At 66.9% G+C, this 25,025-nt stretch carries 19 protein-coding genes; 7 read left to right on the top strand and 12 right to left on the bottom strand.

The window, feature by feature from the left end; translation table 11 throughout:
• Positions 1 to 33: 33 nt before the first annotated feature.
• The 4 genes from ACVMK0_RS06355 to moaD all read right to left on the bottom strand — a co-directional run bounded on the left by ACVMK0_RS06355 (position 34) and on the right by moaD (position 5,740).
• On the bottom strand, positions 34 to 1,956 hold the full coding sequence (locus ACVMK0_RS06355) for a propionate--CoA ligase (RefSeq protein ID WP_476463295.1): 1,923 nt from the start codon (positions 1,954 to 1,956) through the stop codon (positions 34 to 36).
• Between the two features lie 180 nt (positions 1,957 to 2,136).
• Positions 2,137 to 4,740, bottom strand: coding sequence for an ATP-dependent chaperone ClpB (gene clpB / locus ACVMK0_RS06360; protein ID WP_476463296.1), 2,604 nt, complete (start codon positions 4,738 to 4,740; stop codon positions 2,137 to 2,139).
• A gap of 65 nt (positions 4,741 to 4,805) precedes the next feature.
• A complete protein-coding gene (locus tag ACVMK0_RS06365; protein ID WP_476463297.1) occupies positions 4,806 to 5,483 on the bottom strand; it encodes a molybdenum cofactor biosynthesis protein MoaE in 678 nt (225 codons plus the stop codon).
• Positions 5,484 to 5,485: 2 nt separating this feature from the next.
• Positions 5,486 to 5,740 carry a molybdopterin converting factor subunit 1 gene (gene moaD / locus ACVMK0_RS06370; RefSeq protein WP_045535811.1) on the bottom strand — a complete coding sequence of 85 codons (255 nt, stop codon included), beginning with the start codon at positions 5,738 to 5,740 and terminating at the stop codon, positions 5,486 to 5,488.
• 163 nt (positions 5,741 to 5,903) lie between these two features.
• Between moaD and ACVMK0_RS06375 the strand changes: the two genes are divergently transcribed.
• Entirely contained in the window at positions 5,904 to 6,323 is a 420-nt protein-coding gene (locus ACVMK0_RS06375; RefSeq protein WP_476463298.1) for a pyridoxamine 5'-phosphate oxidase family protein, read from the top strand.
• A gap of 112 nt (positions 6,324 to 6,435) precedes the next feature.
• On the opposite strand, the gene ACVMK0_RS06380 is transcribed toward ACVMK0_RS06375, so the two are convergent.
• From ACVMK0_RS06380 to ACVMK0_RS06415, 8 genes are all read right to left on the bottom strand, one after another.
• Positions 6,436 to 7,425, bottom strand: coding sequence for an NAD(P)H-dependent flavin oxidoreductase (locus ACVMK0_RS06380; RefSeq protein WP_250960252.1), 990 nt, complete (start codon positions 7,423 to 7,425; stop codon positions 6,436 to 6,438).
• 38 nt (positions 7,426 to 7,463) lie between these two features.
• A complete protein-coding gene (locus ACVMK0_RS06385; RefSeq protein ID WP_476463299.1) occupies positions 7,464 to 9,254 on the bottom strand; it encodes an acyl-CoA dehydrogenase in 1,791 nt (596 codons plus the stop codon).
• A 98-nt stretch (positions 9,255 to 9,352) separates the two neighbouring features.
• Positions 9,353 to 10,285, bottom strand: a complete 933-nt coding sequence (locus ACVMK0_RS06390; protein WP_045535814.1) for an electron transfer flavoprotein subunit alpha/FixB family protein — start codon at positions 10,283 to 10,285, stop codon at positions 9,353 to 9,355.
• A gap of 16 nt (positions 10,286 to 10,301) precedes the next feature.
• On the bottom strand, positions 10,302 to 11,051 hold the full coding sequence (locus ACVMK0_RS06395) for an electron transfer flavoprotein subunit beta/FixA family protein (RefSeq protein WP_045535815.1): 750 nt from the start codon (positions 11,049 to 11,051) through the stop codon (positions 10,302 to 10,304).
• 251 nt (positions 11,052 to 11,302) lie between these two features.
• Positions 11,303 to 12,655, bottom strand: a complete 1,353-nt coding sequence (locus ACVMK0_RS06400) for a molybdopterin molybdotransferase MoeA (RefSeq protein WP_476463300.1) — start codon at positions 12,653 to 12,655, stop codon at positions 11,303 to 11,305.
• 66 nt (positions 12,656 to 12,721) lie between these two features.
• A complete protein-coding gene (thrC, locus tag ACVMK0_RS06405) occupies positions 12,722 to 14,152 on the bottom strand; it encodes a threonine synthase (protein WP_476463301.1) in 1,431 nt (476 codons plus the stop codon).
• Positions 14,152 to 15,462 carry a homoserine dehydrogenase gene (locus ACVMK0_RS06410; RefSeq protein WP_476463302.1) on the bottom strand — a complete coding sequence of 437 codons (1,311 nt, stop codon included), beginning with the start codon at positions 15,460 to 15,462 and terminating at the stop codon, positions 14,152 to 14,154. Before ACVMK0_RS06410 ends, thrC begins: the two co-directional genes overlap by 1 nt.
• A gap of 56 nt (positions 15,463 to 15,518) precedes the next feature.
• On the bottom strand, positions 15,519 to 16,757 hold the full coding sequence (locus ACVMK0_RS06415; protein ID WP_034110441.1) for a pyridoxal phosphate-dependent aminotransferase: 1,239 nt from the start codon (positions 16,755 to 16,757) through the stop codon (positions 15,519 to 15,521).
• A gap of 81 nt (positions 16,758 to 16,838) precedes the next feature.
• On the opposite strand from ACVMK0_RS06415, the gene ACVMK0_RS06420 reads away from it, so the two are divergent.
• From ACVMK0_RS06420 to ACVMK0_RS06445, 6 genes are all read left to right on the top strand, one after another.
• The gene (locus ACVMK0_RS06420; RefSeq protein WP_476463303.1) at positions 16,839 to 17,225 is read left to right on the top strand and encodes an Mth938-like domain-containing protein; all 387 of its coding nucleotides are present in this window, start codon (positions 16,839 to 16,841) and stop codon (positions 17,223 to 17,225) included.
• On the top strand, positions 17,222 to 18,427 hold the full coding sequence (locus ACVMK0_RS06425) for an RNA polymerase factor sigma-54 (protein ID WP_476463304.1): 1,206 nt from the start codon (positions 17,222 to 17,224) through the stop codon (positions 18,425 to 18,427). Before ACVMK0_RS06420 ends, ACVMK0_RS06425 begins: the two co-directional genes overlap by 4 nt.
• A 143-nt stretch (positions 18,428 to 18,570) precedes the next feature.
• Positions 18,571 to 21,156 carry an EAL domain-containing protein gene (locus tag ACVMK0_RS06430; RefSeq protein WP_476463305.1) on the top strand — a complete coding sequence of 862 codons (2,586 nt, stop codon included), beginning with the start codon at positions 18,571 to 18,573 and terminating at the stop codon, positions 21,154 to 21,156.
• A gap of 122 nt (positions 21,157 to 21,278) precedes the next feature.
• Positions 21,279 to 21,755: a peroxiredoxin gene (locus tag ACVMK0_RS06435; protein ID WP_034110445.1), complete on the top strand. Its 477-nt coding sequence runs from the start codon at positions 21,279 to 21,281 to the stop codon at positions 21,753 to 21,755.
• Positions 21,756 to 21,812: 57 nt separating this feature from the next.
• A complete protein-coding gene (locus tag ACVMK0_RS06440; RefSeq protein WP_476463306.1) occupies positions 21,813 to 23,648 on the top strand; it encodes a PhoH family protein in 1,836 nt (611 codons plus the stop codon).
• 43 nt (positions 23,649 to 23,691) lie between these two features.
• Positions 23,692 to 24,996: a Glu/Leu/Phe/Val family dehydrogenase gene (locus tag ACVMK0_RS06445; protein WP_045535821.1), complete on the top strand. Its 1,305-nt coding sequence runs from the start codon at positions 23,692 to 23,694 to the stop codon at positions 24,994 to 24,996.
• Positions 24,997 to 25,025: the final 29 nt, after the last annotated feature.

A 25,025-nucleotide genomic window follows, 5' to 3' on the forward strand; every position in this document is an offset into this window, starting at 1 on the left:
TGCCGGATGATAACGCTGGGCAACAGCAGCCCCTCAGCCCAGCAAATCGCGGATCTGCTGCAGCACCGCCGGGTCGTCCATGGTGCTCAGGTCGCCGGGGTCGCGGCCCTCGCACACCGCCTGCATGGCGCGGCGCAGCAGCTTGCCCGAGCGCGTCTTGGGCAGCGTGCCCACGAAACAGACCCGCGCCGGGCGCGCCACGGCCCCCAGCTGCGCATCCACGATCTGCATGAGGGCTTGCTCTTGCTCCCGCGCCTGCTCGGCCGAAGCCGCCAGCGCCGGGTTTTTGAGCACGGCAAAAGCCACCGCCACCTGGCCCTTGAGCGCGTCGGCGCGGCCCACCACCGCCACCTCGGCCACGTTGGGGTGGCTGGCGATGGCCTCCTCGATCTCGCGCGTGCCCAGCCGGTGGCCGGCGACGTTGATCACGTCGTCGGTGCGGCCCAGAATGAAGTAATAACCCTCGGCGTCGCGCAGGCCCCAGTCGAAGGTGTTGTAGAGGCTGCGGCCCTGGATGCTGGACCAGTAGGTTTTGAGGTAGCGCTCGTCGTCGCCCCAAACGGTTTGCAGGCAGCCCGGCGGCAGCGGCCCGGCGATGGCCAGCACGCCCTTGCGGTTGGGCTCGGTGATGTCGGCCCCGGTGAGCTCGTCGATCAGGCGCACGTCATAGCCATAGACGGCGCGCCCCGGTGAGCCGATCTTGCCCACCGCCGTGGGTTCGACGCCGCTGCACAGCGCCAAAATCGGCCAACCGGTCTCGGTCTGCCAGTAGTTGTCGATGATCGGTTTGTTGATGGCAGCCCCGATCCAGCTGGCGGTGGGCTCGTCCAGCGGCTCGCCGGCCAAAAACAGGGCTTTGAGGCTGGATAGGTCGTAGCGGCTCAGGTAGGCGGGGTCTTGCTTTTTGAGCACGCGCGCCGCCGTGGGGGCCGAGAACATCACGCTCACGCGGTATTTCTCTACCAGCTGCCACCAGATGCCGGCATCGGGGCGGATCGGCAGCCCCTCGTACATCAGGGTCGCCATGCCATAGAGCAGCGGGCCGTAGATGATGTAGCTGTGCCCCACCACCCAGCCGATGTCCGAGGTGGCAAAGAAGGTCTGCCCCGGCTCGCCGAGGTAGATGTGGCGCATCGAGGCCGCCAGCGCCACCGCGTAGCCGCCGGTGTCGCGCTGCACGCCTTTGGGCTTGCCGGTGGTGCCGCTGGTGTAGAGGATGTAGCTCGGCTCGCTGCTCTCGAGCCACTCGCACGGCACTTGGACGTGCAAACAGCGCTCGCGCGCGGCGGCATAATCCACATCGCGCCCCGTCACCGGGTGCAGCTCGGCCAAGCCGCGGTTGACCATCAGCACCTGCTTGGGCGGGTGTTGGCTCAGGCGCAGCGCTTCGTCCAGCAAGGGCTGGTAGGGCAGCACCTTGCCGGCGCGCATGCCGGCGTCGGCGCTGACGATCAGGGCCGGGCGCGCGTCGTCGATGCGGCTGGCCAGCGCGTGGCTGGCAAAACCGCCAAAAACCACCGAATGGATGGCCCCGATGCGCACGCAGGCCAGCATGGCAAAAGCGGCCTCGGCGATCATGGGCATATAAATCAGCACCCGGTCGCCATTGCGCACGCCCAAATCGAGCAAGATGGCGGCCATGCGCTGCACCTCGGCGTGCAGCTCGCGGTAGCTGTACACCCGCTCGGCCCCGGTTTCCGACGACACGCAGATGAGCGCGTTTTGCTCGGCGCGCTCGGCCAAGTGCCGATCGACCGCGTTGTGGCACAGGTTGGTGCGCCCACCCACGAACCAGCGCGCAAAAGCCGGGTTGCGGGCGTCGCAGACTTGCTCGTAGGGCTGCTGCCAGTCGATCAGTTGCGCCTGCTCGGCCCAGAAGGCCTCGCGCTCGTCGATCGAGCGGCGGTAAAAATCGGCGTATGGGGTGACAGAGGAAGTGGCGAGGCTGGCGGGCATGGGGTCTCCTGAGGCGGTCAACGCGGCGGCTGCTTTGAGCGGCTGGGCACGAAAAACCTCACAATTTTGACCGCACGGCTTGCGTGTGCCTGACGCCCAGTTCATAGATCAGCACCGCGCACCATGACGCGGCCGCGCCCAAGCACCAGCGCGGGCTCTGGCGCAGCCGTAAGGGCCGGCTTAAGGCGCCACAAGCGCAAACTGGAACTGCCCCGGGGCTTGGATCGGATCGACATCAACGGTGATCGTGCTCTTGGGGGCAAAGCGCCCTTCGAGTATCTGGCGCGACAGCGGGTTTTCGATCCGTTGCTGGATCGCGCGCTTGAGCGGGCGCGCCCCAAACACCGGGTCGAAGCCCACCTTGGCCAGCTCGGCCAGCGCCGCCTCGCTCACTTGCAAACCCAATTCGAGCCGCGCCAAGCGCTCGGTGAGCACCTGCAGCTGGATGCGGGCAATGCGCGCGATGTGCCCGGCGTCGAGGCCGTGGAACAGCACGGTTTCGTCGATGCGGTTGAGGAACTCGGGGCGGAAGTGGTTTTTCAGTTCGCCCCACACCGCCTCCTTGATGTCGTCGGGGTCTTGCCCGACCATGGCTTGGATCAGGGGCGAGCCGATGTTGCTGGTCATGACGATGACGGCGTTTTTGAAGTCCACCGTGCGCCCTTGGCCGTCGGTCAGGCGGCCGTCGTCGAGCACTTGCAGCAGCACGTTGAACACATCCGGGTGCGCTTTTTCCACCTCGTCGAGCAGGATCACGCTGTAGGGCTTGCGCCGCACCGCTTCGGTCAGGTAGCCGCCTTCTTCGTAACCCACGTAGCCCGGCGGGGCCCCGATCAGGCGCGCCACCGAGTGCTTTTCCATGAACTCGCTCATGTCGATGCGGATCAGGTGCTCTTCGGTGTCGAACAAAAACGCCGCCAGCGCCTTGCACAGCTCGGTCTTGCCCACGCCGGTGGGGCCCAGAAACAGAAAACTGCCCAGCGGCCGGTTCGGGTCGGATAGGCCCGCGCGGCTGCGACGGATGGCGTTGGCCACAGCCACGATGGCCTCGTCTTGCCCGACCACGCGCTGGTGCAGCTTGTCTTCCATCTGCAGCAGCTTGTCGCGCTCGCCCTGCATCAGCTTGGCCACCGGGATGCCGGTGGCGCGCGCCACCACTTCGGCGATCTCCTCGGCCCCCACTTGGGTGCGCAGCAGCCGTGGCCCGCTGGCGCTGCCGTCGCCGGCGGCCTCCTTGGCTTGGGCCTCGCGCAGGCGTTTTTCAAGCTCGGGCAGGCGCCCGTACTGCAGCTCGGCGACCTTGTTGAAGTCGCCCTTGCGCGTCCAGTCCTCGATCTGGATTTTGATCTGCTCGATGTCTTTGCGCACTTGGTCGGAGCCCTGGGCGCTGGCTTTTTCGCTTTTCCAGAGTTCCTCGAGGTCGGCGGCTTCGCGCTCGAGCTTGACGATTTCTTCTTCGATCAGGGTCATGCGCTTCTGGCTGGCTTCGTCTTTTTCTTTGCGCACCGCCTCGCGCTCGATTTTGAGCTGGATCAGGCGCCGATCGAGCCGGTCCATGGCCTCGGGCTTGGAGTCGATCTCGATCTTGATCTTGGCCGCGGCTTCGTCGATCAGGTCGATGGCCTTGTCGGGCAAGAAGCGGTCGGTGATGTAGCGCTGGCTCAGTTCGGCGGCGGCGACGATGGCCGGGTCGGTGATCTCGACGCCGTGGTGCACCTCGTACTTTTCTTGCAGGCCGCGCAGAATGGCGATGGTGGCCTCGACCGTGGGTTCATCGACCAGCACGCGCTGGAAGCGGCGCTCGAGCGCGGCGTCTTTTTCGATGTATTTGCGGTATTCGTCGAGCGTGGTGGCGCCGATGCAGTGCAGCTCGCCGCGGGCCAGCGCCGGCTTGAGCATGTTGCCGGCGTCGATCGCACCCTCGGCCTTGCCCGCGCCCACCATGGTGTGCAGCTCGTCGATGAACAGGATGATGCGGCCTTCGTCGGCGGCCACTTCTTTGAGCACCGATTTCAGGCGCTCCTCGAACTCGCCCCGGTATTTGGCCCCGGCCAGCAGACCGGCCATGTCGAGCACCAGCACGCGCTTGTCCTTGAGGCTCTCGGGCACCTCGCCGGCCACGATGCGCTGCGCCAGCCCCTCGACGATGGCGGTCTTGCCCACACCGGGCTCGCCGATGAGCACCGGGTTGTTTTTGGTGCGCCGCTGCAGCACCTGAATGGCGCGGCGGATTTCGTCGTCGCGCCCGATCACCGGGTCGAGCTTGCCGGCGCGGGCGCGCTCGGTCAGGTCGAGGGTGTATTTTTTCAGCGCCTCGCGCTGGCCTTCGGCTTCGGGGTTGTCCACGCTCTGGCCGCCGCGCACGGCGTCGATGGCGGCCTGCAAGGCGCTGCGGTTCAGGCCGGCCTTGCGCGCGGCCTCGGCCAAGGCGATTTTGCTGTCGGTCAGGGCCAGCAAAAAGAGCTCGCTGGCCACGTATTGGTCGCCGCGCTTGAGCGCCTCTTTTTCGGCCGCCTGCAGCAGGCTGACGGTGTCGCGCCCCACCTGCACTTGCTCTTGCCCCTGCACCGTGGGCAGCTTGGCCAGCGCCTCGTCGGCGGCCTGGGCCAGCGCCGCCACGTTGACGCCGGCGCGCTGCAGCAGCGCCTTGGGGCCGTCGGGCTGGCGCAACAGGGCCGCCAGCAGGTGCGCCGGCTCAATGTAGGCGTGGTCTTGCCCAAGGGCCAGCGTTTGCGCTTCGCTCAGGGCCTGCTGGAATTTGGTGGTCAGTTTGTCGAGTCGCATGGGGCGCTTCCTCAAAAAGGTGATGCCACTCTAGCTGGGGGCTGGGCGGGGGATTTCAACCGAGCTTAAGCCGCGTTATCCGCCTCGATGCCCCACTTGGCCAGCGCCGCGTCGTCGCTGGCGCGCGCATCGACCCAGCGCGCACCGGCGGCGCTGTGCTCTTTTTTCCAGAACGGCGCCTGGGTCTTGAGGTAGTCCATCAAAAACTCGCAGGCGGCAAAGGCCTGGCCGCGGTGCGCCGCCGTCACCGCCACCAGCACGATCTGCTCGCCCAGCCCCAGCCGCCCCACGCGGTGCAGCACGCGCGCGCCATAAATCTCAAAGCGCCGCTGCGCCTGCTCGATCATCGCCTCGATGGCGCGCTCGGTCATGCCGGGATAGTGCTCGAGCTCCATGAACGCCGGCGCATCAGCGACTGGCGTGGGGGCCTCCGAGCCAGCGCCGGGCCGCCCCAAGCTGGCGAGCGCCCCCTCGGGGGGCAGCGCAGCGCCGCTAGGCGCAAGCGTGGGGGCCCGTCCCTCGCCAGCGCCGGGCCGCCCCAAGCTGGCGAGCGCCCCCTCGGGGGGCAGCGCCGGCGCGCCAGCGCCAAGCGTGGGGGCCCATTCCCTCACTAGGCCCACGAAGGCGCAGACGGCGCCCACCCGCGTGTCGGCGGCGTGCAAGGCGGCCACTTCGGTGCTCAGGTCGAAATCCTCGGTCTGGATGCGCACCCGGGGCTGTGCGGTGGTGGGCTGCGGCTCCACCCTCAGCCCCCCGTCACAGGTGGGAAAAAAGCCACTTCGTCGCCGTCTTTGAGCGCGGCCGATTCCGGCACCATCGCCTGGTTGAGCGCCGCGCGCACCGCGCGCCCGCGCGCCAGCGCCTCGGCGTGGGCACCACCGCGCGCGATCAGCTCGTCGCGCAAATCAGCCACCGTGGCCGCGGCGGTGCACAACGGCAGCTCTGTGGTGCCCAGCGCTTCGCGCAGGGCGGCAAAAAACCGGATCTGGATGGTGTGCATGGTTGGTTTGGGCGCGCCCACTGCGCCGGGCAAAGCGGCGATCGAACCATTGTAGCGGTGCAGTTTGCGCGCCAGTCAGGCTCGCAAGGCCATGCGCCGCAACAGCCTAGCAGCAGGAGCGCTTCAAATTTGCGCCGCGAAAAAACTGAACTACACTGGAGCCGTGAGCCTCACCGACGCCGATCTCCACCTGCTGCGCACCCTGCTGCAAACGCAGCGCCTAGCCGCGCTGGCCACCTTGCACCGGGGCGAGCCCGCGGTGTCGATGGTGCCCGTTGCGCTGCTGCCCGAGTGCGGCAGCGCGGTGCTGCACGTAAGCCGGCTGGCCACCCACACCAAAGACATGCTCGAGCAACCCGCCGTGGCGCTGCTGTTCGTGGCCGATGCAACTCTGCCAAGCGGCGGCGAAACGCCGGACGCCCACAACCCACTGGCCCGGCCGCGCCTGAGCCTCAAGGGCCGCGCCCTGCCCTGCCCTGCCCGCCCGATGCGCCGCGCTACGCCGCCGCCCGCGCCGCCTACCTCGAGCGGCTGCCCGAGGCGCGCGAGCTGTTCGAGTTTCCAGACTTTGCACTGTTTTTAATCGAGCCGGTGTCGGCGCGCTTTGTGGCTGGCTTTGGCCGCGCCCACTCGCTCACCGTCGAACGTTGGCGCGCCGCGCTGGCGGGATAGCGCCCCGCTGATCAAAACAAAGCTCAGCCCAGCAAGCGCTGGCGCGCCACCGCATACTCGCGCTTGAGCTGCGCCACCCGCTCGGCCGCAGGCAGCACGCGGTCGATCGCGCCAATGCCTTGGCCGCAGCCCCAGATGTCTTTCCATGCCTTGGCGGCGGCACCGCCGAAGTTCATCGCGCTCGGGTCGCTCTCGGGCAGGTGCTCCGGGTCGAGCCCCGCGGCCACGATCGAGGCCTTGAGGTAGTTGCCGTGCACGCCGGTGAACAGGTTGCTGTAAACGATGTCGTCCGAGTTGCTGTCAACCACGCACTGCTTGTATTCGGCGCTGGCGCGCGCTTCGTCGGTGGCGATAAAGGCCGAGCCGATGTAGGCAAAATCGGCCCCCATGGCTTGCGCCGCCAGCACCGCGCTGCCGCTGGCGATGGAGCCCGAGAGCGCCAGCGGGCCGTCGAACCACTGGCGGATTTCTTGCACCAGCGCAAACGGGCTTTTCACGCCCGCGTGCCCACCGGCCCCGGCGGCCACCGCCACCAGCCCGTCGGCACCCTTTTCGATCGCCTTGTGCGCAAAAGCGTTGTTGATGATGTCGTGCAGCACCACCCCGCCCCAGCTGTGCACGGCTTGGTTGAGGTCGGCGCGCGCGCCTAGGCTGGTGATGACGATCGGCACTCGGTACTTGGCGCACAGCGCCAGATCGGCCTCGAGCCGGTCGTTGCTCTTGTGCACGATCTGGTTGATGGCAAAGGGGGCCGCCGGTTGCTCGGGGTGCGCGCGGTCGTGCGCCGCCAGCGCCTCGGTGATTTCGGCCAGCCATTCGTCGAGCTGCGAGGCCGGGCGCGCGTTGAGCGCCGGCATGGAGCCGACGATGCCGGCGCAGCACTGCGCGATCACCAGCTTGGGGTTGCTGATGATGAACAGCGGCGCACCGATGACCGGGAACGGCACACGCTGCAAGGCACCCGGCAACGGTGATCGGGGCGTGGGGGCGGGATGGGAAGCGGGAATGGACATGGGATGAGGCTCGTCAATCGTATCTGGTCGGTCGTCAATCAAAACGCGTCGGGGCTGATCTCGGTCACGGCGGCGTGGCCGGCGACGATGCTGTCGCGCTGGCTGCCGGCGCGGCTGAGCAGGTGGTCGGCGTAAAAGCGCGCGGTCAGGATCTTGGTGCGCATGAACTCGGCCTCGCGCCCCGCAGCCAGCTCGCGCTCGGCCACCAGCAGCGCACGCGCCAGCTGCCAGCCGGCCACCAGGTTGCCGCCCAGCAGCAGATAGGGCACGCTGCCGGCAAAAACCGCATTCGGGTTGGCCTTAGCGTGTTCGAGCACAAAGGCCACCGCGTCTAGAAACGCCAGCCGCGCCGCTTGCAGCTGCTCTCGCAGCGCCAGCGCGTGGGCGCTGCCGCTGGCTTGCAGCTCGGCCTCGGTGGCCTCGATCTGCGCCGCCACGGCGCGCGCCGTGCGGCCGCCATCGCGCAGCGTCTTGCGGCCCACGAAGTCGTTGGCTTGGATCGCCGTCGTGCCCTCGTAGATGGTGAGGATGCGCGCGTCGCGGTAGTACTGGGCAGCGCCGGTTTCTTCGACGAAACCCATGCCGCCGTGCACCTGCACGCCCAGCGAGGCCACTTCGATGCTCATCTCGGTGCTGTAGCCCTTGACCAGCGGCACCAAAAACTCATAAAAGCTCGCGTTCTGCGCGCGCGCAGCGTCATCGGGGTGGTGGTGCGCGCCGTCGTAGGCAGCCGCGGCCACGCTGGCCATGGCGCGGCAGCCCTCGGTGTAGGCGCGCATGGTGAGCAGCATGCGCTTCACATCGGGGTGCACGATGATGGGCGCGGCTTGGGCCGAACTGCCATCCACCGGGCGGCTTTGCAGGCGCTCGCGCGCAAACGCCACCGCCTTTTGGTAAGCGCGTTCGGCCACCGCAATGCCTTGAAGCCCCACGGCAAAACGGGCCGCGTTCATCATGATGAACATGTACTCGAGCCCGCGGTTGGCCTGGCCCACCAAGTAGCCCTCGGCGCCGCCGTGGTCGCCAAATTGCAGCACCGCCGTCGGGCTGGCCTTGATGCCCAGCTTGTGTTCGATGCTGACGCAGCGCACGTCATTGCGCGCCCCGGGCTGGCCCTCGGCGTCGAGCACAAATTTGGGCACGATGAACAGGCTGATGCCCTTGACGCCCTCGGGCGCGCCGGGGATGCGCGCCAGCACCAGGTGCACGATGTTCGGCGTGTAGTCGTGCTCGCCGTAGGTGATAAAAATCTTGGTGCCAAAGACCTTGTAGCCGCCATCGGCCTGCGGCTCGGCGCGGCTGCGCACCAGCGCCAAGTCCGAACCCGCCTGCGGCTCGGTCAGGCACATGGTGCCGGTCCATTCGCCGGCAATCATGGGCGGCAAAAAAAGCTGCTTTTGCTCCTCGGTGCCTGCCGTCAGCAGGGCCTCGATGGCGCCGTCGGTGAGCAGCGGGCACAGGGCAAAGCTCAGGTTGGCGGAATTGAACATCTCCACACACGCCGCCCCAATGCTTTTGGGCAAGCCCTGGCCGCCAAACTGCACCGGGTGCTGCAAACCCTGCCAGCCACCCTCGGCAAACTGATGAAAGGCCTGCTTGAAGCCCGGCGTGGTGCTGACCTTGCCATCGTGGTACGAGGACGGGTACTTGTCGCCCTCCCAGTTCAGGGGCGCGATCACCTCTTGGTTCAGGCGCGCGCATTCTTCCAGCACCGCCTGCGCCGTCTCCAGCCCAGCGTCTTCAAAACCGGGCAGGCGCGCCACCTGCTCGAGCCCGGCGAGGTGCTGCAGATTGAACATCAGGTCTTTGACGGGGGCCACATAGCTCATTTTTTAGTCTCCGTTGAACGAGGGTTGCGCGCCGTTGGCGCCACTTTGAAGGCAGATGCAAAAAAGGCATCGAAACCGATGCCCTTGGGTGTGGGCGCTTACAGCGCCTTGACCAGCTCCGGCAGCGCCTGGAACAAATCGGCCTCGAGCGCGTAGTCGGCCACGGCAAAGATCGGGGCTTCCGGGTCTTTGTTGATGGCCACGATCACCTTCGAGTCTTTCATGCCCGCCAAATGCTGGATCGCGCCCGAAATGCCGACCGCGATGTAGAGCTGCGGCGCCACGATCTTGCCCGTTTGACCGACCTGCAAATCGTTGGGCGCGTAACCGGCATCGACGGCGGCGCGGCTGGCGCCGATGGCGGCGCCGAGCTTGTCGGCCAGCGGCGTGAGCAGGGCATTGAACTGCTCGGCGCTGCCCAGCGCCCGGCCACCGCTGACGATCACCTTGGCCGCCGACAGTTCGGGGCGGTCGTTTTGCGCCAGTTCGCTGCCCACAAAGGCACTCAACCCGCTGTCGGCCACGGCCGCCACCGCCTCGATCGCGGCGCTGCCACCGGTGGCGGGGGCGGCGTCAAAGCCGGTGCCGCGCACCGTGAGCACTTTCACGGCGTCGGTGCTTTGCACCGTGGCCACGGCGTTGCCGGCGTAGATCGGGCGCTCGAAGGTGTCGGGGGCCAGCACCTTGGTGATTTCGCTCACCTGCGCCACATCGAGCAAAGCGGCCACGCGCGGGGCCACGTTTTTGCCGCTGGCTGTGGCGGCAAACACGATGTGGCTGTAGCCAGCGGCCAGCGCCAGCACTTGGGCCGCCACATTTTCGGCCAAGCCGTGCGCCAGCGCAGGGCCGTCGGCGTGCAGCACCTTGGCCACACCGGCAATCTGGGCGGCCGCTTGGGCGGCGGCGGCGGCGTGGTGGCCGGCGACCAATACGTGTACTTCGGGGCAGCAGGCGGCAGCGGCGCTGACGGCGTTGCGCGTGGCGCCCTTGAGCGTGGCGTGGTCGTGTTCGGCAATGACGAGTGCGGTCATGGGGTCGGTCTCCTGTTTAGATCACTTTGGCTTCGTTGCGCAGCTTGTCCACCAATTCGGCCACACTGCCGACCTTGATGCCGGCCTTGCGCGCCGCCGGCTCGGCCACCTTCAGGGTTTTGAGGCGCGGCGCGGTATCGACACCCAGATCGGCCGGCGACAGGGTTTCGAGCGGCTTTTTCTTGGCCTTCATGATGTTGGGCAGCGTCACGTAGCGCGGCTCGTTCAGGCGCAGATCGGTGCTCACCAGCGCCGGCAGGCTCAGGCTCAGGGTCTCGAGCCCGCCATCGACCTCGCGCGTCACGCGCGCCCGGCCATCCACCACTTCAAGCTTGGAGGCAAAAGTGGCTTGGGGCAACTTGGCCAGCGCCGCCAGCATCTGGCCGGTCTGGTTGGCGTCGTCGTCGATCGCCTGCTTGCCCAAGATCACCAAGCCCGGCTGCTCGCGTGCCACCAACGCCGCCAGCAGCTTGGCCACCGCCAGCGGTTGCAGCTCGTCATCGGTCTGCACCAAAATGGCCCGATCGGCCCCGATCGCCATGGCTGTGCGCAGCGTTTCGGTGCACTGCGCCACACCGCAGGAAACCGCCACCACCTCGGTGGCCACGCCTTTTTCTTTCAGGCGCACCGCTTCCTCGATGGCGATCTCATCGAAAGGGTTCATGCTCATCTTGACGTTGGCGATATCGACGCCGCTGCCGTCGGCCTTGACGCGCACCTTGACGTTGTAGTCCACCACGCGCTTGACCGGGACCAGAATTTTCATGCCTTGCTCCTGTGTGATTGAGTGTGAAACTGCGCGCCCACAAGCGCTTGACGTTTACGTAAACGCCAACATTGTACGCACGCCGAAAAATCGAACGACCGTTCTTTTTTTCGCCATTATAGTCGGGCTGACGGCTGAAATGTCAAGGCTGGAGTGTCAAGCCACAACCCGCCAAAGGGATGCGTAGCGGGAGGCACGCCACGCCCAATGGAACCAGCGCCCGCTCCCGAGCATCTGGTGGCGAACGCTCGCTATGCGGCAAACGGCCTATACGCGACCCGGTCGCCGTGAGCGATGGTCTGGTTGGGCGCTTTGTCCACCAAGCCGTCAGCCCAGGCGATGGAGCTGAGCACGCCTGAACCTTGGTTGGGATAGAGCTCGAGCCCGCCGTGGGCGTTGCGGCGCACGCGCAAAAACTCGCGCCGCCGCTCTGGCTTGGGCCAATCAAAATGCGCAGGCAACTCGATCGGCTCGGGCAGACCGTTGGCCGCTGGGCCTTGCACCCCCTGCAAGCGGCGCACGAAGGGCTGCACCAGCAGCATGAACGTGACGTAACTGGCCACCGGGTTGCCGGGTAGGCCGATGTAGTGGCAGCGCTGGCCTGCGCCTGAATTTGCGCCTGCACCCTCCCCATCGCGCTCCAGCCAGCCGTGGGCAAAAGGTTTGCCAGGCTTGATGGCGATCTGCCACAGGTGCAGGCCGCCCAGCGCCTGCACGGCGGCTTTGAGGTGGTCGGCTTCACCCACCGACACACCGCCGGTGCTCAGCACCAGGTCGTGGTTTGCTGCCGCTGCGCGCAGCGCCGCCACGGTGGCGTCGAGCCGATCCGGCACCGGCGGGCACACGCTCACGCTGCAACCCAGGCGCTGCAACAGGGCACGCAAAAAATAGCGGTTGCTGTTGTAGATCGCACCCAGCGGCAGCTGCTCCGGGGGCACGCTGCCGGGTTCGGCCAGTTCGTCGCCGCTGCTCAGCAGCGCCACGCGCAGGCGCCAGTGCAGCGGCAGCTGCGCCGCCCCAAGGCTGGCGGCCAGCCCGAGTTCGGCCGGGCCCAGCAGGGTGCCGGCGGGCAGCACGGTCTGGCCGCGGCCCAGGTCTTCGCCCCGGCGGCGGATGTGCTGCCCGAGCTGCGCCGGCTTGTGCAAGCGCACCTGCGGCTGGCCGCTGGCATCGGTGCTGGCCTCGGCCTCTTCTTGCACCAACACCGCGTCGGCCCCGGCGGGAATGGGGGCGCCAGTGAAAATGCGCGCCACCGTGCCGGGCTGCAAGGCGGGCGCCGACCCTGCCGCAGCGCCTTGGGCACCCGAGGCACCCACAGGCCCGGCGGCGATGCGCTGGCTCACCGGCAGGGCAGCCCCGGCCGCGTGAGACGCAGCGGCTTCGGCGGCGCGCACCGCGTAGCCGTCCATGGCGCTGTTGTCAAAACCGGGCACGTCAAAGGCGGCTTGCAGCGCCTGCGCCAGCACGCGGCCGTCGGCTTCGTCGAGCGGCACGGGCTCGATCTCGCGCAGCGGCTGCGCCGTCGCCAGCAGGGCCGCCAGCGCGTCGTCGAGCGCCAGCAGGCCGGGGCGAGCTGGGGTTGGGTCAGCAGCGGGGTGGTTCATGCGGGTGGGTGCGGGTCTGGGGCGCGGGTCTAGGGTGCGGGTCTAGGGTGCGTGTCTGGGGTGTGCTCAGGCGGCGCATTGCTCGGCAATGTAGGCTTTTACGCGCTGCACATCGGCCGGGAGCAGCCGCACCCGCTTGGGCAGCTTTTCGATGCCTTCGAGCGCCGCGGGCCGCTCGGGCTCGCGCCCCAGCGCTTCCACCAAGGTGGCGGCAAACTTCACCGGCAGCGCGGTTTCCAGCACCACCATCGGCGTACCGGGCTGCTGGTGCTGGCGCGCCACTTTCACGGCGTCGGCGGTGTGCGGGTCCAGCATCTGGCCGCTGTGTTGCCAGGCGGCGCGGATGGTGGCGAGGCGCTCGGCGTGGCTGCTGCACCCGCTCACGAAGCCGTAGCGGCTGCGGATCTGGGCAAAAGCCGGGTCGGCGCTCAGGTCGAAGGCGCCGCTGCGCGCCAGTTCGGCGCCAAACAGGGCCTGGGTGCGCTGCGCGTCGCGCCCGAGCAGATCGAACACGAAGCGCTCGAAGTTGCTGGCCTTGGAGATGTCCATCGAGGGGCTCGAGGTCTCGAAGGTCTGGGCGCTGGGGCGCACGCGGTAGCGGCCGGTGCGAAAAAACTCGTCGAGCACATCGTTTTCGTTGGTCGCCACCACCAGTTGCGCGAGCGGCAGGCCCATCATGCGCGCCACGTGGCCGGCGCAGACGTTGCCAAAGTTGCCGCTGGGCACGGCAAAGCCTATGCGTTCGCTGTCGGAGCGGGTGAGGGCAAAATAGCCGGCAAAGTAATACACCACCTGCGCCAGCAGGCGCGCCCAGTTGATCGAGTTGACGCTGCCGATCTGGTAGCGGCGCTTGAATTCGAGGTCGGCGCTGACCGCCTTGACGATGTCTTGGCAGTCGTCGAACACGCCCTCGATCGCCAGGTTGTGGATGTTCGGGTCTTGCAGGCTGTACATCTGCGCCTGCTGGAAGGCGCTCATGCGCCCGTGCGGCGAGAGCATAAACACGCGCACCCCGCGCTTGCCGCGCAGCGCGTATTCGGCGGCGCTACCGGTGTCGCCGCTGGTGGCGCCCAAAATGTTGAGCCGCGCTCCCCGGCGCGCCAGTTCGTACTCGAACAGGTTGCCCAGCAGCTGCATCGCCATGTCTTTGAAGGCCAGCGTGGGGCCGTTGGACAACTCCTGCACCCACAGGCCCTCGTCGAGCCGGCGCAGCGGCGTGATGGCGGCGCTACCAAAGGCTGCGGCGGTGTAGGTTTGGGCGCACAGGGCGCGAAGGTCGGCGCTCGGGATGTCGTCGATGTAGAGCGACAACACCTCGAAGGCCAGCGCCGCATAACCCTGCTCGGCCCAGACGCTGCGCCAGCGCGCCAGCGTGGCGGCATCGACCTGCGGGTAGTGCTCGGGCAGGTACAGGCCGCCGTCGGGGGCCAGCCCTTCGAGCAGGATGTCGCAAAAGCGCGGCCGCTCCGGGTGGCCGCGGGTGGAGAGGTAGCGCATCAGGCCAGCTCCTCTTTGCGGATGCGCACGATGGGGGCCAGCACGGTGGGCAGGGCCTGCATCTGCGCCAGCGCGGCGTCCATCGCGCCCTCGCGGGTCTGGTGCGTGAGGATGATGAGCTCGGTCTGCGCCGCGCCCTGCTCGGCCTCGCGCTGCAACACGGCGTCGATGCTGATCTGGGCTGCGGCCAATATACCGGTGACTTGCGCCAGCACCCCGGCCTGATCGGCCACGCACAGGCGCAGGTAGTAGCTGGTCTGCACCGCGCTCATGGGCACAATCGGCAGCTCGCTCAGCGCGTCGGGCTGGAACGCCAAGTGCGGCACCCGGTTTTGCGGGTCGGCGGTGTGCAGCCGGGTCACATCCACCAGATCAGCGATCACGGCGCTGGCGGTGGGCTCGCTGCCCGCGCCCTTGCCGTAGTAGAGCGTGGTGCCCACGGCGTCGCCCTGCACCATGACGGCATTCATCGCCCCTTCCACGTTGGCCAGCAGGCGCTTGGCCGGCACCAGGCACGGGTGCACTCGCAGCTCGATGCCGCTGGCCTGGCGCTTGGCGATGCCCAGCAGCTTGATGCGGTAGCCCAGCTGCTCGGCGTATTTGAAATCGGTCGCTGCCAGCCGGGTGATGCCCTCGACGTGGGCGCGCTCGAACTGCACCGGGATGCCAAAGGCGATCGCGCTCAGGATGGTGGCCTTGTGGGCCGCGTCGATGCCTTCGATGTCGTTGCGCGGGTCGGCCTCGGCGTAGCCCAGCTGCTGCGCCTGCGCCAGCGCGGTGCCGAAGTCCAGCCCCTTGTCGCGCATTTCGCTCAAGATGAAGTTGGTGGTGCCGTTGATGATGCCCGCCACCCACTGGATGCGGTTGGCCGTCAGGCCCTCGCGCAGCGCCTTGATGATCGGGATGCCGCCGGCCACCGCGGCCTCGAAGGCCACCATCACGCCGCGCTGCTGCGCCGCTTGGAAGATCTCGGTGCCGTGTACCGCCAGCAGCGCCTTGTTGGCCGTGACCACGTGCTTGCCGGCGGCGATGGCCTCGAGCACCAGCGTGCGCGCCACCCCGATGCCACCGATGAGCTCGACCACGATGTCGATCTCGGGCCGCGCGATCACCGCGCGCGCATCGGCCAGCACCGGCACCGCGTCGCCGACGATGGCGCGCGCGCGCTCGAGGTCGAGGTCGGCCACGGCCGCGATGGCGATGCCGCGCCCGGCACGGCGCTGGATTTCGGTTTGGTTGCGGCGCAACACGTCGTACACGCCACTGCCCACGGTGCCGATGCCGAGCAGGCCTACTTGTATGGGTTTCATCGCCAAGGGTGCTTTCTGCAAAAAAAGGGGATGGGAATGCCGCAGCGCTGGCGTTTTCAGGTGCCGTGGCGCTTGCGCAACTGCGCCAAAAAGCGCGCAATGCGCCCGATGGCTTCGCTCAGGTCGTCGGCGTGCGGCAAGAAAACCAAGCGGAAGTGATCCGGTTGCGGCCAGTTAAAGCCCGTTCCCTGCACGATCAGCACTTTTTCTTCGGCCAGCAGGTCGTAGGCAAACTGCTGGTCGTCGGCGATCGGGTACACCTTGGGGTCGAGGCGCGGGAACATGTACAGCGCCGCCTTGGGCTTGACCACGCTCACGCCCGGAATCTGGCTCATGAGCTCATAGGCCAGATCGCGCTGGCGACACAGGCGCCCGCCCGGGGCAACCAGGTCTTTGATGCTCTGGTAGCCGCCGAGCGCGGTCTGGATCGCCATCTGGCCCGGCGTGTTGGCGCACAGGCGCATCGAGGCCAGCATGTTCAGGCCCTCGATGTAGTCGCGCGCGCGCCGTTTGTCGCCCGAGACCACCATCCAGCCGGCGCGGTAGCCACAGGAGCGGTAGTTTTTGCTCAGGCCGTTGAAGGTCAGCACCAGCACCTCGTCGGCCAGCGCCGCCACGCTGGTGTGGGTGGCGCCGTCGTACAGGGTTTTGTCGTAAATCTCGTCGGCAAAAATCACCAAGCCGTGCTGGCGCGCGATCTCCACGATTTCGCGCAGCAGGTCGTCGGGGTAGAGCGCACCGGTGGGGTTGTTGGGGTTGATGACGACGATGCCCTTGGTCTGCGGCGTGATCTTGCGCCGAATGTCGTCAAGGTCCGGCAGCCAGCCGCTGCCTTCGTCGCACAAGTAGTGCACCGGCGTGCCCCCGGCCAGCGCCACGCTGGCGGTGTAGAGCGGGTAGTCGGGGGCCGGGATCAGCACCTCGTCGCCGCTGTTGAGCAGGGCGTTGAGGCTCATGCTGATCAGTTCGCTGGCGCCGTTGCCCAGGTACACGTCATCGACCGTGACCCCGGCCACGCCTTTTTCTTGGGTGTAGTGCACCACCGCCTTGCGCGGCGCAAACAGGCCCTTGCTGTCGGTGTAGCCGGCTGCCGTGGGCGTGGGCAGGTTGCGGATCATGTCTTGCACGATCTCGTCGGGCGGCTGCAAGCCAAAGGCGGCGATGTTGCCGATGTTGAGCTTGATGATCTTGTGGCCTTCCTCCTCCATGGCGCGCGCTTTGTCGAGCACGGGGCCGCGGATGTCGTAGCAGACGTTGGCCAGTTTGGCTGATTTGAGCAGCGGCGGTGTGGGCATGGCAGGTGGGCTTGGGCGAGCAGGATGAGCGAAACCTATAATTTCACCACACTTTAACCGCCCTAGCCCAAACCCGCCGCCATGAAACTGCAACCCGACCGCATCGAGAGCACCACCGTGCGCGCCCACGGGCCAGGCTGGTTGCAGATCGGCGACACCACCTACCGCCACAGCCTGTTGCTGTGCGCCGACGGCCGCATCCAGCCTTGGGACTGCACTCGCCACGCCGACATCGCGCTGCCGCACTTTGCCCTGCTGGCCGCTTGGCAGCCCGAGCTGCTGCTGCTGGGCAGCGGTGCGCGGCTGCGCTTCGTCGCCCCAGCGCTGCTGCGCCCCTTGATCGACGCCGGCATCGGCGTCGAGACCATGGACACCCTAGCCGCCGCGCGCACTTACAACATTCTGGCCGGCGAAGGGCGCCGGGTGGCGGCGGCGCTGCTGATTGAGCCTGAAGCACGCATGTCTTGACCAGCACACCCCAGCGGCTCGACGCCGCCACCTTGGGCAAAATCGTTTTTGCGCGCTTTTTGGAGCAACCCTTGGCGACACTGGAGCGCCAAGTGGCGACAATGGAGGCGTCGCCCGCTTACGCCGATCTGTGCTCGACCCTCGAGTGCGGCATCTTGCCCGGTGCCCGCCTGACTGAGCAACCCAGGCCGGGCTCGGTCTTGGCGCTGGGCGAAGTCTGCCTCGACTCGCCCACGCCGGCGCTGCTCTACCAGCGCGCCAGCTTCGTGCGCGAATACCGCTTCGACTCCTCGGCCCTAGAGGCGCACCTGCGCTCTCGGGCTCCGGCCGGCGCGCTCTCGAGCGCCATCCACCGGATGAAGCTGATCAACAGCCGCAACCGGCTGACGCACGCCTTGGTACACGAACTGGTGGCGCTCCAGAGCCGCTTTCTCTACACCCGCGATCCACTCGACCTGATCCCCATGACCCAAGCCGAACTGGCGCAGCGACTGAACCGGCGCGCCAACCTGAGCCTGCGCGCCGATGCCGGGAGGCTTTCGCGGCTGCTCAAACACCTGAGCCTGCGCAACGCCGGCGGCGTGTTGCTGCCCCTGAGTACCCTGCTGGCGCGCTCGCGCCAAGTCCACGGGCATTGGATCGACCATCTGCTCAAGCAGGAAAAGCAGTGGTTGCTCAACGGGCAGATCCGCGCCCCGCTGCCGGATCAGGCCCTCGCCGAGCACTTGGCCGCGCACCACGGCATCCGCCTCGGCCGGCGCACGGTAGCCACGATCCGGCAGCAGCTCGCCATCCCCGATTGGCGTGAGCGCAAGCTGCGCAAAAGCTACTTGGCGGTAACCGAGGGGTTTTCGCCCCTCTTGCTGCTGTCGCGCCAGGCGCTGAGCGCGCTCATACCGGCCCAGCCCGGCGTCTATGAAATCCGGGCCAGCAGCGAGACCTCGCTCAGCGGCGGCCCGGCCCTCACGCTGCCCTCCACGGTGCTCTACATCGGCTCCTCGGGCAATCTGCGCAAGCGCCTGTGGAACCATCAGCGCGGCAACACCGGCAACCCTGAGTTGCTGCGCTATTTGGCAGAATTTCCGGTTCGGGTACGATTTCGTGTCGTAGGTAGCGACTGGCGCAGCCTAGAACGCGAACTCTACCGTGTACACTGCGAGACTTTTGGTGCCCCACCACCATGCAACCGCATGAGTCCATGATCGATTCTGGTTCTGAAGCTGGCGTTATCACCACCGGGAGAGAAAATTACGCAAGCAAGCAAGCAAGCAAGCAAGCAAGCAAGCAAGCAAGCAAGCAAGCAAGCAAGCAAGCAAGCAACTTCATTGCACCGGAGTGGGTGGCGATGAAGGCCGGGAAAATGCGCCCCTTGGCCGACGCCGCTGAGGCGATGATGGCGCTGCTCGGCCTCGACGGCGCCGCACTGGAGCAGCGCACCGCCTTTCTGGCGTTCGGTGACGACGACGCAGCCCGGCTGCGGCGCTTGCACGCCCTGCTGGCCGACACCGACACAGCGTTCGTCGAGCATTTTTACAGCCACCTGCTGCGCTTCGAACCCACCCGCCGCCTGCTTCCGGAGCAGGCCACCCTAGAACGACTCAAGCGCACCCAGACCCGTTACTTCCAAACCCTGACCGCTGGCGAGTACGGCTTGGATTACGCGCGCGAGCGCCTGCGCGTCGGCATCGCACACCAGCGCATCGGGCTCGAATCGCCTTGGTACCTAGGGGCCTATGCCCAGTACCTGTCGGGTCTGTTGCCGCAGGTCGCACAGCACCTCGAAGACGAGCCCGAGCAGCAGCTGGCCACGCTCCAGTCCCTGCTCAAGGTGGTGCTGCTCGACATCAGCTTGGCCGTAGATGCCTACCTGCAAACCGACCGGCAGGCGATGGCGGTCCTGAAGCAATATTCGGAACTGGTGTTTGCCGCCCTGCCCAATGGCCTCGTGGTGCTGACGGCCGATGGCCGCGTGTTGTCCGCCAACCGGGCTTTCCTGCGCCGCTTCGGCTTCGACCAGGCCGACTTGCACGGCCAGCCCCTGCTCGAATGGGTGCACGCCGATGGCTTGGCTGAGCGCCTGGCCCAAGTGCGCCAGAGCCAGCACCCGATCCGTGACCTGGTGCTGACCATGGCTGCTGCCGGCGGTTCGGCGCCGCTGCCGGTGCGGGTGACGATCACTGGCATCCGGCTTGCGGAAGAAGAAGAAGAAGAAGCGCGACTGTTGCTGATCGTCGAGGACATCACCGAGCAGGCACGCCTGCAACAAGCCCTGCGCGACAGCGAAGCCGATTTGTTGCGCGCCCAGCGCGTGGCGCGCATTGGCAGTTGGCGCCTCGATTGCACCGATGGCTCGCTGCACTGGACGCCCGAGGTCTATCGCATGTTTGGAATCGCTCCGGGCACGGCACTCGACTACCCTACCTTCCTGCGATGCGTGCACCCGGACGACCACGAGATGCTTGATGCCACCTGGCAGGCCGCACTCCACGGTGCCACCTACCGGGTCTGTCACCGCATCGTCGTCAACGGCAGCATCCGCTGGGTGGAAGAAAACGCCGAGTTCGAGCGCGCCACCGATGGCACGGTCTTGCGCGCCATCGGCACCGTGCAAGACATCACCGAGCGCAAGGCCGACGCCGAACAGATCGAATACTTGGCCTTCTACGACCCGCTCACTGGCCTAGCCAACCGCGCGCTGTTCACCGATCGGCTCAAACAGGAGCTGGCCGCGGCCGAGCGCAACCACCGGCAACTGGCGCTGCTGTACCTCGATCTGGACCGCTTCAAGGAAATCAACGACAGCCTCGGACACAACGCGGGCGACCGCGTGCTGGTGGAAACCGCCCGCCGTCTGCGTACGGCCTTGCGGCAGGAGGAAACCCTAGCCAGCCTAGGCGGCGACGAATTCGCCGTCATTGCCAGCTACACCCAACAGGGGGCAGACCGCATCGCCGAGCGCATTACAGCCGCCTTGAATGAACCGGTGCAGGTAGATGGCAGCGCCTTCATGCTCAGCGCCAGCATCGGTGTAGCCGTTTATCCAGACGATGGCCGCACCCCCGAGCAACTGCTGCAACACGCCGACATCGCCATGTACCGCGCCAAAGTCGAAGGCATCGGCTTGCGCTTTTACCGCCCTGAAATGGGGGCCGACCTGACCCGGCGCCTCGAAATCGCCCGGCGCCTCGAGCAAGCCCTCAAATCCAACGGCCTGCACCTGTGTTACCAGCCCCAGGCGCAGTTGTCTTGCTCCAGCCTCATCGGCGCCGAGGCGCTGGTGCGCTGGAACGATCCCCAGTGGGGTCCGGTGGCACCGTCGCTGTTCATCCCGGTGGCCGAAGAACGCGGACTGATCGACACGTTGGGTGAGTGGGTACTGGGCCAGGCGTGCCGCCAAACCCGGCTCTGGCATGCCGACGGGCGTCCGCTCGCTGGTCGGATCGCGGTCAACGTCGCGGCACGCCAGTTTGATGACGACCGTTTCGTCGAGCGCATGATCGCCATCGCTCACGACGCCGGCCTGAGCCCCGCAGCGGTCGAGCTCGAGCTGACCGAAAGCGGCATGATGCGCGACCCGCAGCGCGCCATCGAGGTCACCCGGGCCCTGACGGCAGCCGGTTTCGCGCTGGCCATCGACGACTTCGGCACCGGCTATTCTTCGCTGGCCTACCTCAAGCGCTTCGATGCCCACAAACTGAAGATCGATATGTCTTTCGTGCGCGACATGCTGACCGACCCGAGCGATCACGCCATCGTCAAGACCATCATCGCCATGGGCCACAGCCTCGGTCTCGAGACCTTGGCCGAAGGGGTCGAGCAGGCGGCGCAGGCGCAAGCACTGGCCGCCTTGGGTTGCAACCAAGCCCAAGGCTACCATTTTGGGCGCCCGCTGACCGCCGACGCCTTTGCCCAGACGTGGTTGAGAGGCTGATTTCGCGGTAAAATCGAGAATTGATTTGGGTGCAGCGCGAGGCCGTCTGGTGATGGCGTAGCGCGGGTTGGCCTTCAGGGCAGGTGCCAGATCAGCACATTTTTGCGCAAGGGATACGCTACATGGCCGTCGTCGTCAACAAACCTATACCCGAATTCGAAGCCAGCGCCACGGGCGGGGTCAAGGTCACGCAGCAGTCGCATATGGGGCAAACGCTGGTGCTGTTTTTCTACCCCAAAGACAACACCCCCGGCTGCACCACCGAAGCCATGCAGTTTCGCGACCATTATGCCGACTTCACCCAAGCCGGGGCGCAGGTGTTTGGCGTCTCGCGCGACAACATGAAGTCGCACGACGAGTTCAAGGCCAAGCTCGAGCTGCCGTTCGAACTCATCGCCGACACCGAAGAAAAAATGTGCCACATGTTCGGCGTGGTCAAAAACAAGATCATGTACGGCAAAAAGGTCAAGGGCATCGAGCGCAGCACCTTCCTCATCGGCCCCACCGGCGTGCTGCTGCAAGAGTGGCGCGGCCTCAAGGTGCCCGGCCATGTGGAAGAAGTGCTCAAGGCGGTCAAGCTGCTCAAAAAAGCCGCTTAAAGTCAGCCCAGCCCCTGCAGCCCGTGCTTGGGCACACGAGTCGTGCATAATGTTCGCATGCCTCTGCCCCCCGCCCCCACCAAGAAGGCCGGCCGTCTGCCCGCCAAAGCTGTCAACCTCGCAGCCGCTTCGCCCTCCCCCTTGAGCCCCGCTCTGGAACCCGATCCAGACCAGCCGCCTGTGGCTGTGGCAGACAAAGCCGCCACCGGCGCGCGGCGCAGGGGTGTGCGCTCGGGTGTGACTCCGCCTGCCACGGTGCCGCCACCCGCAGCCGCCCCGGCACGCAGCGCCGACACCGCAACCCAAGCGCGGCCTGCGCTGGCAAGCCTCTTGTCCGCTCCAGCGACCCAAGAACCCATGCCGCGTGACCAGGCCGCGCCCAAGCCAGCGCCCGTGCCAGCGTCTGCTGCAGCCCCGGTCAGCGCCGCCGCCCCCGCCACCCACACCAAACGCAGCCCCGGCACGGCGGCCAAGAACGGCAACGGCAGCCGCGCCCCCAAGGGCCCCACGCGCTTGTTCGTGCTCGACACCAACGTGCTCATGCACGACCCGAGCAGCCTGTTTCGCTTCGAGGAACACGACATCTACCTGCCCATGGTCGTGCTCGAAGAGCTCGACAGCCACAAAAAAGGCATGAGCGATGTGGCGCGCAACGCGCGCCAAGCCAGCCGCATGCTTGACGCGCTGGCGGGCCAAAAGGGGGCCGACATCCGCCAAGGCCTGCCACTGGCGCCCAGCAGCAACCGCGAAGCCAGCGGTTTGTTGCTGTTCCAGACCGAGCTGCTGGCGCACCCTCTGCCGGCCAGCCTGCCTCAGGGCAAGGCCGACAACCAGATTCTGGGCGTGGTGCAGGCGCTCAAGCAGCAGCAGCCCGAGCGCGCGGTGGTGTTGGTGTCCAAAGACATCAACATGCGCGTCAAGGCGCGCGCGCTGGGGCTCGAGGCCGAAGACTACCAAAACGACAAAACGCTGGACGACGGCGAGCTGCTCTACCCCGGCTCGCTGGCGCTGCCGCACGATTTCTGGACGCGCCAGAGCAAAACCCTCGAGAGCTGGCAGCACGGCGGCCAGACCTTCTACCGCATCAGCGGCCCGATCGTTGACAAGCTGGCGATCAACCAGTTCGTCTATTTCGAATCGGCCGGCGAGCCCGCCCTGTATGCGCGCGTCACCGAACTGCGGGCCAAGCAAGCCGTGCTGCGCACGCTCAAAGACTACACCCACCTCAAGCATTCGGTGTGGGGCATCACCAGCCGCAACCGCGAGCAAAACTTTGCCCTCAACCTGCTGATGGACCCCGAGATCGACTTAGTCACCCTCGCCGGCACGGCGGGCACCGGCAAAACGCTGATGGCGCTGGCTGCCGGCCTGACGCAGGTGCTCGACGAGCGCCGCTACACCGAGATCATCATGACCCGCGCCACCGTGAGCGTGGGCGAGGACATCGGCTTTTTGCCCGGCACCGAAGAAGAAAAAATGGGCCCGTGGATGGGTGCGCTCGACGACAACCTCGAGTTTTTGGCCAAAGGCGACGGCGGCAACGCCGGCGAATGGGGGCGCGCCGCCACCAACGACCTGATCCGCAGCCGGGTCAAGATCAAGAGCATGAACTTCATGCGCGGGCGCACCTTCATGAACAAGTACGTGATCATCGACGAGGCGCAAAACCTCACGCCCAAGCAGATGAAAACGCTCATCACCCGCGCCGGCCCCGGCACCAAGATCATCTGCATGGGCAACTTGGCGCAGATCGACACCCCCTACCTGACTGAAGGCTCTTCGGGCCTGACCTACGCCGTGGACCGCTTCAAGGGCTGGCCACACGGCGGCCACATCACGCTGGCGCGCGGCGAGCGCTCGCGCTTGGCCGACTTTGCCAGCGAGGTGTTGTAGGCCAAGTCAAACACGCAAGCAACTTTATCCACTTAGGCACCCCATGAACCAGCCCAACACCACCACCCTGGGGGGCCACGCCCTGCCCTCCTACCTCGACCCCGCGCATTTGGGCCCGTGGGGCGACTATTTGCAGCAGATCGACCGGGTGGCGCCCTACTTGGGTTCGCTCGGGCGCTGGATCGAAACCCTCAAGCGGCCCAAGCGCAGCCTGATCGTCGATGTGCCTATCCGCCTCGACGACGGCCGCGTCGCGCACTTCGAGGGCTACCGGGTGCAGCACAACACCTCGCGCGGCCCCGGCAAGGGCGGGGTGCGTTTTCACCAAGACGTGACGCTGGCCGAAGTGATGGCGCTGGCGGCTTGGATGTCGATCAAGAACGCCGCCGTCAACGTGCCCTACGGCGGGGCCAAGGGCGGCATCCGGGTCGATCCCAGAACGCTCTCGCTGGCCGAGCTCGAGCGCGTCACGCGCCGCTACACGAGCGAGATCGGGCTCATCATCGGCCCGAGCAAAGACATTCCAGCCCCCGACGTCAACACCAACGAGCGCGTCATGGCTTGGATGATGGACACCTACTCGATGAACATCGGCGAGACCGCCACCGGCGTCGTCACCGGCAAGCCGATCGACCTCGGGGGCTCGCTCGGGCGCCGCGAGGCCACCGGGCGTGGGGTGGCGATCATCGGCACCGAAGCGGCGCAGCGCATCGGGCTCGAGCTGCAAGGCGCGCGCGTGGCGCTGCAAGGTTTTGGCAACGTGGGCAGCGTCTCGGCCAAGCTGCTGGCGCAAGCCGGGGCGCGCATCGTGGCGGTGCAAGACCACGGCGGTACGCTGTACTGCGGCGGCGGGCTCGATCCGGTGGCGCTGGCGCAGCACGTGGCGGCACAGGGGAGCGTGGCCGGCTTTGCCGGTGCCGAAACCTTGGCCCCAGACGGCTTTTGGGATGTGGATTGCGACATTCTGGTGCCGGCTGCGCTGGAGCGCCAGATCACCGCGGCCAACGCGCACCGCATTCGCGCGCGCATGGTGATCGAAGGCGCCAACGGCCCCACCACGCCAGACGCCGACGACATCCTCAACGAGCGCGGCATTCTGGTGGTGCCCGACGTGATCGCCAACGCCGGCGGCGTGACGGTGAGCTACTTCGAGTGGGTGCAGGATTTCTCCAGCTTTTTCTGGAGCGAGGACGAAATCAACCAGCGCTTGGCGCAGATCCTGCGCGGCGCTTTCGATGCGATCTGGAAAGAGGCCAGCGAGCACCGCGTCAGCCTGCGCACCGCGACCTTCATCGTCGCTTGCCGGCGCATTTTGCAGGCGCGCGATCTGCGCGGCCTCTACCCCTGAACCGCCGATCGGCGCTGCGCCCTGCGCTG

The sequence above is a fragment of the Serpentinimonas sp. SSL01 genome (genome assembly GCF_056323735.1).

What these genes read in the sequence shown, in the direction of transcription:
- ACVMK0_RS06355 (WP_476463295.1), bottom strand. Translation starts at nt 1,956, where the DNA reads ATGCCCGCCAGCCTCGCCACTTCCTCTGTCACCCCATACGCCGATTTT.
- clpB (WP_476463296.1), bottom strand. Translation starts at nt 4,740, where the DNA reads ATGCGACTCGACAAACTGACCACCAAATTCCAGCAGGCCCTGAGCGAA.
- moaD (WP_045535811.1), bottom strand. Translation starts at nt 5,740, where the DNA reads ATGCACACCATCCAGATCCGGTTTTTTGCCGCCCTGCGCGAAGCGCTG.
- ACVMK0_RS06380 (WP_250960252.1), bottom strand. Translation starts at nt 7,425, where the DNA reads ATGTCCATTCCCGCTTCCCATCCCGCCCCCACGCCCCGATCACCGTTG.
- ACVMK0_RS06385 (WP_476463299.1), bottom strand. Translation starts at nt 9,254, where the DNA reads ATGAGCTATGTGGCCCCCGTCAAAGACCTGATGTTCAATCTGCAGCAC.
- ACVMK0_RS06390 (WP_045535814.1), bottom strand. Translation starts at nt 10,285, where the DNA reads ATGACCGCACTCGTCATTGCCGAACACGACCACGCCACGCTCAAGGGC.
- ACVMK0_RS06395 (WP_045535815.1), bottom strand. Translation starts at nt 11,051, where the DNA reads ATGAAAATTCTGGTCCCGGTCAAGCGCGTGGTGGACTACAACGTCAAG.
- ACVMK0_RS06400 (WP_476463300.1), bottom strand. Translation starts at nt 12,655, where the DNA reads ATGAACCACCCCGCTGCTGACCCAACCCCAGCTCGCCCCGGCCTGCTG.
- thrC (WP_476463301.1), bottom strand. Translation starts at nt 14,152, where the DNA reads ATGCGCTACCTCTCCACCCGCGGCCACCCGGAGCGGCCGCGCTTTTGC.
- ACVMK0_RS06410 (WP_476463302.1), bottom strand. Translation starts at nt 15,462, where the DNA reads ATGAAACCCATACAAGTAGGCCTGCTCGGCATCGGCACCGTGGGCAGT.
- ACVMK0_RS06415 (WP_034110441.1), bottom strand. Translation starts at nt 16,757, where the DNA reads ATGCCCACACCGCCGCTGCTCAAATCAGCCAAACTGGCCAACGTCTGC.
- ACVMK0_RS06420 (WP_476463303.1), top strand. Translation starts at nt 16,839, where the DNA reads ATGAAACTGCAACCCGACCGCATCGAGAGCACCACCGTGCGCGCCCAC.
- ACVMK0_RS06430 (WP_476463305.1), top strand. Translation starts at nt 18,571, where the DNA reads ATGAAGGCCGGGAAAATGCGCCCCTTGGCCGACGCCGCTGAGGCGATG.
- ACVMK0_RS06435 (WP_034110445.1), top strand. Translation starts at nt 21,279, where the DNA reads ATGGCCGTCGTCGTCAACAAACCTATACCCGAATTCGAAGCCAGCGCC.
- ACVMK0_RS06440 (WP_476463306.1), top strand. Translation starts at nt 21,813, where the DNA reads ATGCCTCTGCCCCCCGCCCCCACCAAGAAGGCCGGCCGTCTGCCCGCC.
- ACVMK0_RS06445 (WP_045535821.1), top strand. Translation starts at nt 23,692, where the DNA reads ATGAACCAGCCCAACACCACCACCCTGGGGGGCCACGCCCTGCCCTCC.